Source organism: Streptomyces lydicamycinicus (assembly GCF_000829715.2).
Taxonomy (GTDB): domain Bacteria; phylum Actinomycetota; class Actinomycetes; order Streptomycetales; family Streptomycetaceae; genus Streptomyces; species Streptomyces lydicamycinicus.
The window spans coordinates 866,460-881,529 of record NZ_BBNO01000007.1; the positions used below are offsets into that span (position 1 = coordinate 866,460).

General features: G+C 69.4%; 13 protein-coding genes and 2 pseudogenes. 5 read left to right on the forward strand and 10 right to left on the reverse strand.

Annotated elements, in window-relative coordinates; genetic code table 11:
* Nucleotides 1-371: 371 nt before the first annotated feature.
* The 8 genes and pseudogenes from TU31_RS26260 to TU31_RS26290 all read right to left on the reverse strand — a co-directional run bounded on the left by TU31_RS26260 (nucleotide 372) and on the right by TU31_RS26290 (nucleotide 7,058).
* A complete protein-coding gene (locus tag TU31_RS26260) occupies nucleotides 372-1,217 on the reverse strand; it encodes an urease accessory protein UreD (RefSeq protein ID WP_042158983.1) in 846 nt (281 codons plus the stop codon).
* Nucleotides 1,214-1,909 (reverse strand): urease accessory protein UreG, encoded by a 696-nt coding sequence (gene ureG / locus TU31_RS26265; protein WP_042158794.1) that lies wholly within the window; start codon nucleotides 1,907-1,909, stop codon nucleotides 1,214-1,216. Before ureG ends, TU31_RS26260 begins: the two co-directional genes overlap by 4 nt.
* Nucleotides 1,910-1,935: 26 nt before the next feature.
* Nucleotides 1,936-2,610 carry an urease accessory protein UreF gene (locus TU31_RS26270; protein WP_042158795.1) on the reverse strand — a complete coding sequence of 225 codons (675 nt, stop codon included), beginning with the start codon at nucleotides 2,608-2,610 and terminating at the stop codon, nucleotides 1,936-1,938.
* Nucleotides 2,611-2,722: 112 nt separating this feature from the next.
* The gene (ureC, locus tag TU31_RS26275; protein WP_042158984.1) at nucleotides 2,723-4,672 is read right to left on the reverse strand and encodes an urease subunit alpha; all 1,950 of its coding nucleotides are present in this window, start codon (nucleotides 4,670-4,672) and stop codon (nucleotides 2,723-2,725) included.
* 68 nt (nucleotides 4,673-4,740) lie between these two features.
* Nucleotides 4,741-5,106 carry an urease subunit beta gene (locus tag TU31_RS39900; RefSeq protein WP_245698751.1) on the reverse strand — a complete coding sequence of 122 codons (366 nt, stop codon included), beginning with the start codon at nucleotides 5,104-5,106 and terminating at the stop codon, nucleotides 4,741-4,743.
* 141 nt (nucleotides 5,107-5,247) lie between these two features.
* Nucleotides 5,248-5,541: pseudogene (locus TU31_RS39905) on the reverse strand (urease subunit gamma); the annotation flags it as partial.
* 343 nt (nucleotides 5,542-5,884) lie between these two features.
* Nucleotides 5,885-6,178: a hypothetical protein gene (locus TU31_RS38780; protein ID WP_158894667.1), complete on the reverse strand. Its 294-nt coding sequence runs from the start codon at nucleotides 6,176-6,178 to the stop codon at nucleotides 5,885-5,887.
* A 202-nt stretch (nucleotides 6,179-6,380) separates the two neighbouring features.
* On the reverse strand, nucleotides 6,381-7,058 hold the full coding sequence (locus TU31_RS26290; RefSeq protein WP_042158796.1) for an LPXTG cell wall anchor domain-containing protein: 678 nt from the start codon (nucleotides 7,056-7,058) through the stop codon (nucleotides 6,381-6,383).
* Between the two features lie 257 nt (nucleotides 7,059-7,315).
* Between TU31_RS26290 and TU31_RS26295 the strand changes: the two genes are divergently transcribed.
* From TU31_RS26295 to TU31_RS26310, 5 genes are all read left to right on the forward strand, one after another.
* Entirely contained in the window at nucleotides 7,316-7,507 is a 192-nt protein-coding gene (locus TU31_RS26295) for a hypothetical protein (RefSeq protein ID WP_042158798.1), read from the forward strand.
* A gap of 401 nt (nucleotides 7,508-7,908) precedes the next feature.
* On the forward strand, nucleotides 7,909-9,621 hold the full coding sequence (locus tag TU31_RS26300) for an amidohydrolase (RefSeq protein WP_042158799.1): 1,713 nt from the start codon (nucleotides 7,909-7,911) through the stop codon (nucleotides 9,619-9,621).
* A 31-nt stretch (nucleotides 9,622-9,652) separates the two neighbouring features.
* The gene (locus tag TU31_RS26305; protein WP_042158800.1) at nucleotides 9,653-10,423 is read left to right on the forward strand and encodes a helix-turn-helix transcriptional regulator; all 771 of its coding nucleotides are present in this window, start codon (nucleotides 9,653-9,655) and stop codon (nucleotides 10,421-10,423) included.
* A gap of 550 nt (nucleotides 10,424-10,973) precedes the next feature.
* A complete protein-coding gene (locus TU31_RS37230; protein WP_078885955.1) occupies nucleotides 10,974-11,183 on the forward strand; it encodes a helix-turn-helix domain-containing protein in 210 nt (69 codons plus the stop codon).
* A 152-nt stretch (nucleotides 11,184-11,335) separates the two neighbouring features.
* Entirely contained in the window at nucleotides 11,336-13,732 is a 2,397-nt protein-coding gene (locus tag TU31_RS26310; protein ID WP_042158801.1) for an Orn/Lys/Arg family decarboxylase, read from the forward strand.
* Between the two features lie 399 nt (nucleotides 13,733-14,131).
* Here the strand turns inward: TU31_RS26310 and TU31_RS40660 are convergent, their stop codons facing one another.
* Together TU31_RS40660 and TU31_RS40665 are read right to left on the reverse strand one after the other, a co-directional pair.
* Complete coding sequence (locus tag TU31_RS40660) at nucleotides 14,132-14,926, reverse strand: transposase (RefSeq protein ID WP_078885956.1); 795 nt, start codon at nucleotides 14,924-14,926, stop codon at nucleotides 14,132-14,134.
* Nucleotides 14,871-15,065, reverse strand: a pseudogene (locus tag TU31_RS40665) (transposase); the annotation flags it as partial. The gene TU31_RS40660 and the pseudogene TU31_RS40665, both read right to left, overlap by 56 nt.
* Between the last annotated feature and the right edge of the window lie 5 nt (nucleotides 15,066-15,070).

A 15,070-nucleotide genomic window follows, 5' to 3' on the forward strand; every position in this document is an offset into this window, starting at 1 on the left:
GGGCCTTGGCGGTTCGGTGGCGATTCCCGCAGGGGCCTGACGCGTGTGGCGGCGGGAAGGGTGCGTCGTCGCGCTCGCGGTCTCTGACCCGATGGTGGCCGCTGAGGCGATACGCATCGCGCCGACGGGTCCAGGCTGCGTTTGTAGGGCACTGGGGTACATGGACGTGGTTGTCCCGCGGACCCTCGTTCCGAGGCTCCGCGGGGGAAGGCCGCAACCGATCCCTCGGCGGGCCCTCGGCTTCGCGATCATGTTTTCGCGGTGATTCCCCCACCGGTCGCTTAAGTCGGCTTTGGATTCCTGCTTGCGAGTAGTCCTGACTGGCCGTTCGGTCCTCCGTCTTCGCACACTATTTGAGGGGTGGACGCGTACTACTCACCGAAAGCGTGACTGAGTGCTTCGTCGAGTAGCTCTCGCAGGGCCGAGGAGGTCGGTGCGACGGCGGTGGCGAGCAGGGCCGGGCCGCCGGCCAGCGGTGCGAGGACCGCACAGCCGTCTTTGGTCCCTTCGCGGAGTAGGACGGGGGCACGCCTGACGTCCAGCTCTGGGTCCACGACGAGGAGTTGGCCGACGGCGCGGTGTCCGTCAAGGACCGCGGGGCCGTTCCAGCCGGGTTCCGGATCCCCGTAGGCGGTGTGCTGGTCGAGCAGCAGGCGGCCGGCGTGGTGGACTCGGATACGGCTGACGAGGTGGCCCGGCTTCTCGTTGGTTCTGCCTAGGAGTTGCTCCTCTCGCAGCACCAGTCGTGAGGTCGCGGCGAGGTTGACGGTGTAGGTCTGGCGCAGGTTGCTGTCGGCGGCGCTGATCAGTGGCTGTGGCAGCCAGCGCAGGCGGGCGTGCTCCCCGGCGGTCAGCCGTACGTCGTAGGTGGCCGGCGCGGTGGTGGGGCCGCGGAGGGCGAGTGTGGCGGCGGCCGTAGTGACGTCCAGTTCGGCGTGGTCTTCGGCGGTGATGTCGAGGGCGAGTCGGTCGCCGCCGAGTGGGGCGCTCATCGCGCCGATGATTCCCACCCGGGCGGTCTTCCCGTTGGTGGGCATGCGTCGTAGATGGAACGGGCCGTCGCTGCGCAGCTGGGGGAGCGTGGTGACACGTCCGTTGTACGTGGCGCGGATGCGGGCGGTGGCATGCACGCCGTCCGGGTGTCCGCAGGTTTCCTCGGTGCCGACGGCGGGAGCGAACGGGGCTCCGGGTTCGGCGAGTTGGGCGCCGGAGCTCATGCCGCCGCCTTCGCGCGCCACCGGGTGAGGTGCCCGGTGATCCAGTCGGCGATTTCGCGGATGCCGTCGTCGGAGGTGAGGCTGGTGAAGACGACGGGAAGGTCGCCGCGTTGCCGTTCGGCGTCGGCGGCCATGGTGGCGAGGTCGGCACCGACGTGCGGAGCGAGGTCGGTCTTGTTGACGACGAGGAGGTCGGCGGTGGTGATGCCGGGGCCTCCCTTGCGGGGGATGTCGTCGCCGCTGGAGACGTCGATGACGAAGATCTGCACGTCGACGAGGCCCTTGGAGAAGGTGGCGGTGAGGTTGTCGCCGCCGGACTCGATGAGCACGAGGTCGAGGGGGTCAAGGGTCTCGTCGAAGTGCTCGACGGCCTCCAGGTTGGCGGAGATGTCGTCCCGGATCGCGGTGTGCGGGCAGGCTCCGGTCTCCACCGCGGTGATCCGCTCGGGCGGCAGCACGGCCTCGCGCAGCAGGAACTCGGCGTCCTCGCGGGTGTAGATGTCGTTGGTGACGACGGCGAGGGAGAGTTCGTCGCGCAGGGTGCGGCAGAGCGCGGCGACGGTGGCGGTCTTGCCGGAACCGACGGGGCCACCCAGGCCGACGCGGAAGGCGCGGCGGCTGCCGTCCGTGCGCTGCGGCTCGGCGCTGTAGGTGTGACGGTGGGGCATGGTCACGGGGTGATCGAGGTGCATGGGAACTCCAGGAAGCAGGGGTGGGTTCAGGAGGCGAAGAGCCGTATGGTCCAGGCGGCGTGCTGCTCTCCGGTGATGTCCAGCAGCGGGGCGGATGCCGTCGGCAGGGCGTCAGGGCCCTCGGTCGCCACGCGGGCCGCCGCGTCGGCGGCGGCCGCGGCGACGGTGTCGGTCTCCACGCTGAGGCGTGCCAGCAGCCGCGAGGCGTCGAGCGGGTCGAGGCTGAGCAGGCGCACCGCTGCGGTGGCCGGGCCGCCGACGGTCTCGTACGCCGCGGCACAGGCGGCGTCCTGCGGGGTGAGCCCGGCGGCCCGGGCGGCGAGGCCCTGGACGATGGGCTGATGGGCACCCTGGGGTCGCTCGGCGGCCAGGCGGTCGAGTTCGGCGGACGGGAAGGTGGCGCATGCCGCGCGCATCATCTGCCGGCCGAGCTTGCGGGCCACGGCGCGGAGTGCGGGGACGGGGGTGCGTGCGTCGGCGGCATCGTCCAGCATCAGGGGGTCGCATCCGGCGGCGGCCGCGGCAGCCAGGCCGGCCGTGGTCAGGCCGGTGGTGTGCAGGCGCCCGCGGCAGAAGGCTTCGAGGCTGTCGATGTCGTGTACGGCCTTGTGGGCGACGGCGGCTTCGACGCCGCCGGAGTGGGCGTACCCGCCGGCGGGGAAACGGCCGTCGGCCAGCAGGAGCAGTGCGGCACGGCTCATGGGCGAGCGGTTGCCTTTCGCAGGGTCGGAGGTGTGCCGTGGTCCAGACGGGCAGGATTGTCTGCCTGGACCACGGCCGCGGTGACGGCGTCGTCGGCCGGGAAATGGCTGGTCAGAAGAGGAAGTACCGTTGGGCCATGGGGACTTCAGTGACGTAAGCGCGCGGTACGGTCGCTCCGTTGAGTTCCGTGCGGGCGTCCCCTGTGGTCTCACCGCCGATGGTGACCTCGAAGCTGTTGTGGTCGACGTTGAGGCTCTCCGGCACCGTGTCGTTCAGCTTCATGTCGGCCTTGGTGACGTCCCGGATGCTCGTCGAGATGTCCACGAACTTCTTGGCGAGGCCGAGCCCACCGATCGTCATCTCGGTGACGTTCCCGCTGCTGTCCTGGACGGTGACGACTCGCGAGTTCAACCTGTCGGCCACGCCCGGTGCCACGAAGTTGTACGAGTTGCTCTGCGGCGAGCCCCCGGTGGCGCCCCAGACCGCTCGCGGCAGGAAGGGCTGCGGTGTCGTGATCGACGCGTTGGCGTCGCCCACCTGCGCGTACGCCAGCTGCCCGCCCTTGAGGACCATGTGCATCTTGACGCCGAAGAACTTCGGCTCCCAGAGCACCAGGTCCGCCAGCTTCCCGGTCTCCACGGAACCGACGTGACCGTCGATGCCGTGCGTGATGGCCGGGTTGATCGTGTACTTGGCGACATAGCGGCGCGCCCGGTAGTTGTCGTTCGGGATCAGCCTGTCTGCGTTGTGCGAGTGGTCGGTGTCGTCGGCGATCGGGCGGACCTTCGCGTTGGCGAGGTCCTCCTTCAGTGGGCCGTAGCGGGACTTCATGACGTGCGCGGTCTGCCAGGTGCGCATGACCATCTCGCCGATGCGTCCCATCGCCTGGGCGTCGGAGGACATCATCGAGATGGCGCCCATGTCGTGGAGCAGGTCCTCCGCGGCCATGGTGGACGGCCGGATGCGGGAGTCGGCGAAGGCCATGTCCGCCGGAATGTCGGGGTTGAGGTGGTGGCAGACCACCATCATGTCGATGTGTTCCTTGACGGTGTTCACCGTCAGGGGGCGGGTCGGGTTGGTCGAAGCGGGCAGCACGTTCGTCTCTTTGACCAGCTCGATCATGTCCGGGGCATGGCCACCGCCGGCGCCCTCGACGTGGAAGATATGGACCGAGCGCTCCTTGAAGGCACTTCGGGTGCTGTCCAGGAAACCGGATTCGTTCAGTGAGTCGGCATGCAGGGCCAGTTGGACCTTACGGCTCTCACACACGTCCAGCGCCGCGTCGATCACAGCGGGCGTGGCTCCCCAGTCCTCGTGGACCTTGAAGCCGATGACGCCGGCGTCGACCTGTTCGTTGAGGGCGTCGGTGTTCACCGTGCTGCCCTTGCCGAGCAGGCCGATGTTGACCGGGTACGCGTCCAGGCTCTCGAAGACCCGGGTGATGTGCCACTCGCCCGGGGTGACCGTGGTGGCCGTGCTGCCCTCGGCAGGACCGGTGCCGCCGCCGATGAGCGTGGTCACGCCCGAGGCGAGGGCCTCGTGGATCTGTTCCGGACAGATGAAATGGACGTGGGTGTCCACGCCGCCCGCGGTGAGGATCCGCCCGTTGCCCGAGATGACCTCGGTGCTCGGACCGACCACGAAGTTCGTCGGCTGCACCGGCAGCTCGTCGCTCGGGGACGTACGCGTCGGCCTCTCGAACTCGTCGTCCGGGATCGGGTCCATCGTCTCGGGGTTGTACGCCTTGCCGATGGCGACGATCTCACCGTCGCGGAGCCCGACGTCGGCCTTGACCACACCCCACCAGTCAAGGATCAGCGCACCGGTGATGACCGTGTCCACGGGCTTGCGGCCTGCGGCATCCCCGTCTCTGGCGATGTGGGACATGCCCATCGACTCGCGGATCACCTTTCCGCCGCCGAAGATCATCTCGTTGCCGCTGTGCTTCGGTCCGCCGCTCCAGTCAGCCTCGATCTCGACGGTCAGAGCGGTGTCGGCCAGGCGGACACGGTCCTTGGTGGTGGGCCCGTACAGAGTGGCGTACTCGGCCCGCTTCAGCACGTTGCTCGCCGCCGAGTTCTCCGGTGAACTCGCCGACCTGCCGCTCGACAGGGTGGTTCGGTAGTTGCTCACTGGTGCGTCTCCTCGCGCAGTCCCTTGGCCTGTCGATCGCCCTGGATCTCCACCAACTCGACGCAGCACTCGTCGCCCGGCTCGAAGCGCACGGACGTACCCGCGGCGATGTTCAGCCGCCGCATCCACGCCGCCTCGCAGTCCTTGAGCTCCTGGGGCGACTCCAACCCCGGACCGGAAGGGACCTCCACCTTGAGGACCTTCAGTCCCGGGTTGACCTCGGCGAAGTGATAGTGGGAACCGACCTGGATCGGGCGGTCCGACACGTTCTTCACCCTGATCCTCGTCCTGCCCTCACCCGGCAGCGTGGGGGCGTCCTCCTGTAGGTCCGCGTTGAACTCAATCGCCTCGTACCAAGACACCGCCTCCGCCTCCCGGCACTTGTCACAGCACGACGACGAGCCGTCGCCGCGGCAGTCGACCGGGCAGTCCGGCTTGCGAGGCGGCCGCGGGTGCTCGACCTTGCCCGGATAGACCTCGGGTTCCTCGGTCGCCTCCGGGAAAGGATCGTGGAGGGTGACCAGCTTGGTGCCATCCGGGAAGGTGGCCTCCACCTGCACGTTCTTGATCATCTCCGGAACGCCGTCCATCACCTCGTCCCGGCTCAACAACTGCCGACCCGAGTCCATGATGTCGCTGACTGTCTTGCCGGCGCGCGCCTGCTCAAAGACGTGCACCGTCAGCAGGGCCATCACCTCGGGGTAGTTGAGGAGCAGCCCACTGTCACGGCGCCGCTGCGCCACGTCGGCCGCCACATGGATCAGCAGGCGCTCCTGCTCATGCGGAGTCAAATGCACGATGAGCCGTTTCTCTTGAGCGGACAGTGCATGCGGCCAGGCATGCCGAGGGACACGGAAGATGGCCTCGGACGGCGTCAGTCGCGCCTCGATCATCAGCGGGAGAAAACATCGAGAAGGCCAGGTCACGGATCGTGTACACGATCCGGTGAAAACGAGTTGGAGGGTGCGTAGTCTCTGCTCCGCCGTACAGCAAGGGGTGGTGGCTGAAACCGCGGTGCGTGCCGCGCGTCGCCGGTCAGTCCAGCCGCGGCTCCGGCCCCTTCGTATGCCTCCCGGTAGATGCGGGTCGTATCCAAGCGGCGTCATGGTGGAGTCGGGTATGGGAGCTGGCTGAGTAGCCCTATGGCCGCGCGATCGGTTTGCCCAGCCATGCGTTGACGATCCGAGTCGCGGTGTCGCTGACGGGCTGGTCACTCGTGTCGATGACTTCTGTGCCGGTGGGGTCCGACTGCCTCATCTGGTCAAGCTGCCGGATTGTCCGGCGGAGCTGGTCGCGGGCCCCTGAGCCGATCTCTCTGCGGTAGATCCTCGCCTTGAGGGTGAGGAGGTCAGCGATCAGGCGGATGGACGTGATGTCGGCGTTGGGGACCGCGTCGGAGATCCAGGCAAGTTCGCAGCTGAGGGTGGTGAACACGCCTGTGACGAGGAGCCGCGTGTGGCCGAGAGCGGCAAAGTTGGCCCATAGGGCGCTCAGGTTGCGGCGGGGCGAGTCTGTCCGGGCGAGGACGGCATGGTTGCGGCGAACCCTGACCTGTTGGAGGGCCGGTTCAGCGACGGGTGCGGGAAGTGTGTCCTGGATGTGCCGCCAAGGGCACATCCAGGACGGGCGCCGGACGTCAGTGCTGCTGGGCCTTGCGGCGGCGGAACGCGAGGTAGCCGCCAGCTGCGACGAGCATGGCAGCTGCCGTGGACAGCAGGCCGATGGGAGCGCCGTTGCCGGTCTCGGCGAGGTTGTCGCCGCCTTGTGCGGACGGGGAAGCCGAGGGTGCAGCAGGCGCTGGGACGGCGCTCGCGGGGGCGGATGACGTGGGCGTGGCGGTCGACTGCGCGAGGCCGGACGGGGTAGCGGATGCCGACGGCTTGCCGCTGCCGGGCTGGGTGGTGTCGTCCTGGCAATCGGTCCAGAAGACCTTGTGCTTGGCCCGGCCGTGCTCGCTGTCAAAGTTCCAGAACAGCTTGTAGTGGCCGTCGGGCAGGGACAGGTCCTGCGTACGGCTGTGCCCCTCGCCGTCGAGTGTCAGGGAACCGGTCTTCACGGTCGTGCCCTTGGCGTTGGCGGTCGGGGCCCAGGTTTCGATGTGCCAGTCGACCTGCTGGCCGCCGTCGAAGCCGAAGGCGTCGAGGTAGAAGGTGCACACGTGGGGCTCGTTCTTGCGGAGTTCCTCGCCGGTCTTGGCGTCGTGGATCTTCACGGTGCCGTTGTCGCCGGGGGGAGTGGCGTACGCAAAAGGGGCGAGCAGCAGGGTCGCGGCCACGGCGGCCGTGAGCGTGCCTGCGGAAACAAGCGGGCGCATGGGCATTCCATTGGGGAAGAGGAGAGTTGCCGTGGGGGGCGGCTCAGCTTCCTGCGCCCCCAGGAGACCGTCAAGGCACCTCAAAACACTTATGTCATATAGCGCATTGCTTGCCCCATTAGTCCCGCATAACGATTGGGTACGGGCGCCGCTGCCCTCAACCGCGTCCTCGGTAGGAGGTGGGTGGGCGGTGGATCGCGATGAGGGCGGCGTCGTCGCCGAGACGACCGCCGACCGTCGCATGCGTCCTGACCGGCATGGGCTCCTGCTACGAGTCCAAGCTCTTCACACGGGACCTGGTCCCTGTCGGCATCGCCCACAAACGCATCCGGTCCTATCGCCCCCGCCTTGAGGTGAGCAGGACCCTCATCGCGCTGTACGAGGAGGTCAGGGACGCGGCGGTCGCCGAGGGCCTGCTCACGCCGACGTCCGGGCCCGTCGCCTCCTGAGCGCTGAAACTCCGACCACCGGACAAGACCGCAGCGCTTGCCGCATTGCCGCCGGCCGCCTGGCCGTGGCCCGCCACGCCATCTCCGGGCTCGCATCTGGAGCCAAGGCCTGACCAACCTGCTGGTCGGCCATGCCGGTCCGCGCTCGGAGCTTGTTCACGGGCGGCGACCCATCAGGCGGACCAAGCCGTCCTGCCGGGAGCCCGGGCCGGACGGCGGACTGATTCCTTCCATGCCCTCCCGAAGCCCGACACGATCCGCCCCGCGAGGCGTCGGCCCGCCACTGCGAGAGCGCGTATCGGTGGGATGACCGATGTGCGGGGATGGGGGCGTGGTTCATAGTCCTCGGGAGATCGTTTGCGGGCGGCCGAGGTGCGCCCGGTTTTCGAAAGGACCCTTCTGTGGACACGTTTGCGGATCTGGTGTTTCTCGGCGGGCAGGTGGTCACGGTCGATGCGGAGTTCTCCGTCGCCTCGGCCCTGGCGGTGACCGGCGGGGTCATCAGCGCCGTCGGCGGGCGGGACGACGTCGCGCCGCTTGTCGGGCCCGACACCCGCGTCGTCGACCTGCGGGGAGCGACGCTGCTTCCCGGCATCAACGATTCCCACCTGCACGGATGTGCCTTCGGCATGGCGACGCCGCCGCTCTCCCTGGACCTCGGCCATCCCGCCGTGACCTCCCTCGCGGACGTGGCCGAGGCGGTACGGGAAGCCGTCGGTCGGGTACCGGGCGGGCAGTGGATCACGGGGCACGGCTGGGATCCCGGATTCCTCGACGAGTGCGTCACCGATCCTTCGCGGCAGCCCTCCCGGCGCGATCTCGACGCCGTGAGCCCGGACCACCCCGTCGTCCTGTACTCCTTCTCCGGGCACGCCACCTGGGTCAACTCCAAGGCACTTGAGCTCATCGGGATCGACCGGCACACCGTCGCGCCGCCCGGCGGTGCCATCGTCGTGGACGACGCCGGGGAGCCGACCGGGCTGCTCCACGAGGGGGCCCAGGCTCTCGTGCAGAACGCGCTGCCGCCGCTCAGCCGGCAGGAACGAACCGACGCGATCCGGTCGACCCTGGCCACGCTCGCCCGGCTCGGCGTGACCAGCTACACCGAGCCCGGGCTCGGCCCCGGCGGCGACGGCATCATGCGGGGCGCGCTCGGCGCGCAGACCCTCGACGTCTACCGCCAGCTGCTTGCCGACGGCGAACTGACCGCCCGCGTCGGCGTCCTGGTCCTGCCCACCGGAATGGCGAGCACCGCCGAGGAGTTCGCCCGCACCCTCACCGCCCTCGACGACTCCGGTGCGTCCGGCGACGCCGATCCGCGCCGCCTCGCGATCCACGGCGTCAAGATCTTCGGCGACGGCATCGTCCCCAACAAGACGGCCTGGATGCACGAGCCGTACGTCGGCGGCGGCTGTGGCTCCCTGTGCGTCGGCGGCGAGACCGACACCGAGCGGATCGCCGAGATCGACGCCATGATCCGGCATGCCCACGCCGCCGGGCACCAGCTGGGCGTCCACGTCACCGGCGACCGGGCCTGCGACGCCGTCGCGGACGCCTTCGCCGCGGCCGTGGCAGAGCACCCGCGGCCCGACGCCCGCCACTACGTCATCCACGGCGACTTCCTCACCGCGCACAGCATGAAGGTGCTGGCCGCGCACGGCTTCGGCGTCAACATGAACCCCACCATCAAATGGACCGTCGCCGACATGGAGGAGGAGTTCGTCGGCGCCGAACGGGCCGCGTACGCATGGCCCTACCGCGATGCCATCGACGCCGGCGTGCGGGTCGCGAGCGGGTCCGACGCCCCCGTCACATACCCGGACTGGCGCCAGGGCGTCGCCACCATGGTGCTGCGCGAGTCGAAGGCCGCCGGCCGGGTCAGCGGACCCGAGCAGCGCATCGGCCTGGCCGAGGCGATCCGCACGTACACGATCGACGCGGCCTGGCAGGACTTCGCCGACGGCTGGAAGGGCTCCCTGGAGCCGGGCAAGGTCGCCGACCTGTGCGTGCTCGACGGCGACCTGCTCAGCGCCGACCCCCACGACATCCCGCAGATGCCCGTCGTCCTCACCGTCGTGGACGGGCAGGTCGTGCACGACGCCCTTCGCGATTGACCTGTTCCGGAGAAATGATCATCCTTGGAGGATGGCAGCGGAACGGAGCACGGCGGACATCCTGGACGCGGCCGTCCACGTCCGTGAGGCCGCCAGGAACGCCACGAGCGGCGCGAGTGGCTTGGACACGGTCCTGACGGCACTGTCAGAGGTGATGGAGTACGACCACGCCTCCCTCACCCGGTGGGATCCGGTGCACCGGTGCCACACCACCCTGGCCGGGAGCTACCCGGACGACGCCACGGCCTACATCGAGACCCACCTCCACCACGACCCGGTCTTCCCCGTGCTCCGCAGCCCGGCCCGAGGTGGTCTCTGGCTCAGTGACGTCCCCCGGCAGCTCCTGGCCACATCTCCGGGCTTCCAGGAAGTGCTGCGTCCCCTCGGCATCGAGGGCGGCGTGGCCCAGTGCCTGTTCAACGCCGACGGCCGGTACGTCGGCATGCTGAACGTCAGCACCCGCCGACCGCGGCGCGCGCCCGATCCGGCGCGCGCCGTGGTCACCCTCCTCACCGAGGCCCTCGCCGCGGCCGTCGCCCGAGGAGGCCCGCCACCCGAGGAGGCCACCGCGGCCGACCCCGCCGCGGACGCGCGGCGGCGCGGCGGGCTCTCGCCACGGGAGGTCCAGGTGCTGGCCGAACTGACCACCGGCCGCACCAACAAAGAGATCGCCGAGCGGCTGTGTATCACGCCGCGCACCGTAGGGACCCACGTCGAGCACATCCTCGCCAAGCTGGAGCTCCCCAACCGCGCGGCCGCCGCCGCCCGAGCCGTCGCCTGGGGAATCGAACCCTCCCGCTGACGCGAGCCCCGCGGCGCACAACGCCCGGACCGCGGGCGTGCCCGTGCAAGGCAGTCCGTTTCTTACCTGCTGAGGCAGCAACAGAAAGCTGAGGCAGGGCCGGTGTGGTCGCACGCCCGTGGGCTGGCCGATCTCGTGCCGCTGTGCGCGCTGCCCGCCCCGTGCTCAACCCGCCAGGTTCGCGCCGGCGTCGATCCTGGAGTCCGTATGCATGGCCGCCGGCACCGCTCCTCCGCCGAAGGAGGCGCCCAGGTCCGGTCGCGCCGGCCGACCTGTACTTCGACGTCTGTGAGCAGGCCGAGCACCTCCGCACGCAGGAGGCGGAGCGACTGGAGGCCGCGAGCGTGGGGCTTGACGCCGACCCGCTGCTTCTGGCCCTTGAGGACGCCCGGGCGCGCAAGGCTACGGCGGATGCTGAGGTCCGCCGACTCCTCGCCTACGGCCGGGAGTTCCCCGGCGCCCGCCCGTATCGTCTGGACACACAGGCCCAGGCCGGCGGCATGACGATCTCGGCATCCGCACCGCCTACGGGACGGGCAGGATCGAACAGGTGGAGCATGCGCGTGGACTGGACGGCCTGGCCGGCGAGCCACGGCCTGGTGTCCCGCGGAAGTTCACCGATGCGGAGGTCGAGCGGGTCATCGTCACGACACTGGGGGAGAAGGCGAAGAACGCCACACACTGGTCGACCAGGTCGATGGCGGCAGCGCTCAGCAGGGAGCAGACCCGCCGAGGTTCGCCGCCACAAGCGTTCACATAGCCGCCAGTTGCGGCGTTTCCGATTTCCCTCCCCGGAGTGGTTTCGCCCAGCCACCGGGCCGCATCCGGTGATCTTCCGGTTGTCTCTCGGACAGCAGGCATGGCGCGCACGAGCAGTCCATGCGCCGACACGCGCACAGCAGAGGGGCCACTATGACCGATGGGACGGTTCTGTTCGCGGTACACGAGTTCCCACAGGGGCAAGGTGTCGCCGCCGAGCAACTACGCAGGATCCGCGATGAGTTGGAGAGCCGAGGCTTTGACGTGCGCTGGGCCACCACAGCCGACGATGCCCGGGCAGTGCTGCGGACCGAGGCAGGCCTGGCCGCCGCCGTGATCGACTGGGACCTTCCCCAGGCCGCCGGAGAAGGCGGCGAAACAGGCGGCGCCGAGGTACTGCGCCACGCCGGTCGGCGCTTCCAGAATCTCCCCGTCTTCCTGGTCACGGACGGCGAAGACCTGGAACACCTGCCCTTGTGGGTGGCCGAAACGGTGATCGGCTACATCTGGCCGCTCGAGGACACCGCACCCTTCATCGCCGGACGCATCACCAGCGCTGCCCGCGGCTACCAGCACAACCTGCTCCCACCGTTCTTCAAGGCACTGCGCCGCTTCGACCACGCGCACGAGTACTCCTGGCACACCCCTGCCCACTCCGGCGGTGTCGCCTTCCTCAAGTCCCCCGTCGGCCGGGTCTTCCACGACTACTTCGGAGAACGGCTGCTGCGCAGCGACCTGTCGATCTCCGTCGAGGAACTCGGTTCCCTCTTCGAGCACACCGGCCCGGTCGGTGCCGCCGAACGCAACGCCGCCCGTGTCTTCGGCGCCGACCGCACCTACTTCGTACTCCACGGCGACTCCACCTGCGACCGGATGGTCGGTCACTTCAGTGTCACCCAGGACGAGATCGCACTGGTGGACCGCAACTGCCACAAGTCGGTGCTGCACGGCCTGGTCCTCTCCGGAGCCCGGCCGGTCTACCTGGTCCCCACCCGCAACGGCTACGGACTGGCAGGCCCCCTGCCGCCCGCCGAGATTCAGGCACAGTCGGTCGCCTCCCGGACCAGCCGCAACCCACTGGCCCAGGGCTCCGTCTCGCCCAAGGCCCAGTACGCGGTGCTGACGAACTCCACCTACGACGGCCTGTGTTACGACACCCTCCAGGTCGCCCAGGCCCTCGCACCCAGCACCCCCCGACTCCACTTCGACGAAGCCTGGTTCGCCTACGCCCGCTTCCACCCCCTATACGCCGGCCGCTACGGCATGGCGGTGGGCCCCGAAACTTTCCCCGGTCCCGAACGCCCCACCGTCTTCTCCACCCAGTCCACCCACAAGCTGCTGGCCGCCCTGTCACAGAGCGCCATGGTGCATATCAAATCCGCACCCCGGGCGCCGGTGGAGCACGACCGGTTCAACGAGGCGTTCATGATGCATGGCACCACCTCACCGCTGTATCCGATGATCGCCTCCCTCGACGTGGCCACCGCGATGATGGACGGCCCCCAGGGCCGTTGCCTTGTCGACGAAGCGGTTACCGAAGCCATCCGCTTTCGTCAGACGGTCGTACGCGTCGCCCGGCGCATCGCCGCCGCCGACGACCGGCCCGACTGGTTCTTCGGCGTCTGGCAACCCGAGACCGTGACCGATCCGGCCACCGGCGAGCGTCTACCCTTCGCCGACGCACCGCTCGAACTGCTGCGCACCGAACCGTCCTGCTGGCAGCTGGAGCCCGACGCCGACTGGCACGGCTTCACTGGACTGACCAAGGGCTACTGCCTGCTCGACCCCATCAAGGTCACCCTCACCTGCCCCGGCATCGACGCCACCGGACAGATGTCCCACTGGGGCATCCCCGCCCGCGTCCTCACCGCCTACCTGGCCACCAGGGACATCGTGGTGGAGAAGACCGACAGCTACACCACGCTCATCCTCTTCTCCATGGGGATCACCAAGGGCAAGTGGGGAACCCTGATGGATGCCCTCATGGACTTCAAAACGCTCTACGACCACAACGCACCCCTGGAGCAGGTACTGCCCGAGCTGGTCGCTGCCCACCCCCACCGCTACACCGGCCAGACCCTGCGCGAACTGTGCCAGGAGATGCACAACCACCTGCGCGATGCCCGCCTGGTCGAGCTGCTCGACACCGCCTTTCACGACCTGCCCGAGCCCGTTACCCCGCCCCAGCACTGCTACCAGCGCCTCATCCGCGGCGGCACCGAGCGCGTAAAGCTGACCGACGCGGCCGACCGGGTGGCCGCCGCCATGGTCACCGTCACCCCGCCGGGCATCCCCGTCCTCATGCCCGGCGAAAACACCGGCACCCCCGACGGCCCGCTGCTGCGGTACCTGACCGCCCTGGAGTCCTTCGACCGGCGTTTCCCCGGCTTCCGCAGCGAGACCCACGGCGTCACCGTCGCTCCGGACACCGGCGACTATCTCATCGAATGCGTACGCCAGATCCCCGCCCAGCAAACCGGCCGCACAGCTGGAGAGCACCACAAGGCACCGACGCCGCACCCGCTCAGCCCCCGACTCTCCACCGGCTGACCCCAAGGCATCAGGTATGCCCCGCCCCCGGCCGGAGGGGAGCGGCCAGAAGCTCCGCTGCTCGCGGGGGGCTAGGAGGTTGTCGATGTCGTCCGGCCCGCCCCGGGCCCAGGCGTCCACCGCGCGGCTCAGCGGCTCCGTACTCCATGGCGTGGACGGTGAAGCTCAACTTCTCCATCAGGCGAGTTGGCCCGGAACGCGGAACTCGGTGAGAAGCGCGGCGTAGGCACGCTCGTAGTCGGCCCACGGGCCGTCGGCGAGCGGATCCGGCTCCAGCTGTGTGAGGAACCCGTCGGCCGAGCCGCCCGTGCATCATTGTCGCCCGCCGCCCCGTCGTCGAGCCGGAACGAGCGCCGGGCTGTGGTCGTCTCCCGGCGGGGGACGGCACTCCTACCATGGCTACCAGGGCACGGGCTGGTCCTGGTAGTTGAGGAACTGCAGACCCGGTTCGCCGCTGTGGCGGCCGATCGTGTCCGCCACGCCAGAGAGGTTGTACTTGGTGAGTTGCCGTCGGTGCGAGCTGGCGGGCCAGTGAAAAGCCGTTCCATGGCCTCCCGCAGGGCTGCTCGGCCCTGGGCGAGACCTTCGACTCTGCCGGCACGGTCCTGTCTCGTTCCACTTCCGGCCGCTGGAGGAGCACAGCGCCGCCGTGGTCGTACTCATGACGGCTTGCACCAACCGGGTGTGCGCCGCGCGGTCCTGGGACACCGGCCGAGTTCCATGCCGAGCCGCCCGACCGGGCCGTACACGACGGTCACCGCACCACCCCTGCCCTCGAGGCACCCAGCGCATCGGCAGCGTCGTTGATGCGCTGCGCCAGGCGGGACGCCAGTTCCGCGTTGCTGCCATGCACTCGGAGAGGTCAATTGGAAGGCGTTCGCCGAACTCGATGCCGGGCCGCGCGATGCGCGCGACGAGCCCGCGCTCATGTAGCCAGGCCAGGTGTTCGGCGGAGAAGTACGCCTTGTCCGCACGGAGTTTGACGGGTCGGCGCCGCCGTGGTCCCCGGCGGGACCGGACGGCGGGTATGCCGCGGATGAGCGGTTTGAGGGCGAGGCTGTCGTGCATGTTCGCGCCGGACACGGCGACGGCGAGCGGGATGCCCTGGGTATCGGACAACACGTGCAGCTTGGGTCCATATCGTGAAGCGGCGATGCGCGGTGGCGGGCGACGTGCCGAACGTCGGCGGCAGATGCCGCCAGGCGCAGCCGCTGGTCAGCGCGTACACCACTGCCGAGAACATGGCCCGCTCGTCACACGGAGCGGTCCCACCACCTTGAGGACGAGCAGCGAACGACGGCAGCAACGGGGCGGCCCAGCTCCCAGAGTTCATCAGGA

Coding starts and splice junctions, on each gene's coding strand:
- ureG (WP_042158794.1), bottom strand. CDS start 1,909: ATGCACCTCGATCACCCCGTGACCATGCCCCACCGTCACACCTACAGC.
- TU31_RS26305 (WP_042158800.1), top strand. CDS start 9,653: ATGGCAGCGGAACGGAGCACGGCGGACATCCTGGACGCGGCCGTCCAC.
- TU31_RS26270 (WP_042158795.1), bottom strand. CDS start 2,610: ATGAGCCGTGCCGCACTGCTCCTGCTGGCCGACGGCCGTTTCCCCGCC.
- TU31_RS26260 (WP_042158983.1), bottom strand. CDS start 1,217: ATGAGCTCCGGCGCCCAACTCGCCGAACCCGGAGCCCCGTTCGCTCCC.
- TU31_RS26295 (WP_042158798.1), top strand. CDS start 7,316: ATGGGCTCCTGCTACGAGTCCAAGCTCTTCACACGGGACCTGGTCCCT.
- TU31_RS26290 (WP_042158796.1), bottom strand. CDS start 7,058: ATGCGCCCGCTTGTTTCCGCAGGCACGCTCACGGCCGCCGTGGCCGCG.
- TU31_RS26310 (WP_042158801.1), top strand. CDS start 11,336: ATGACCGATGGGACGGTTCTGTTCGCGGTACACGAGTTCCCACAGGGG.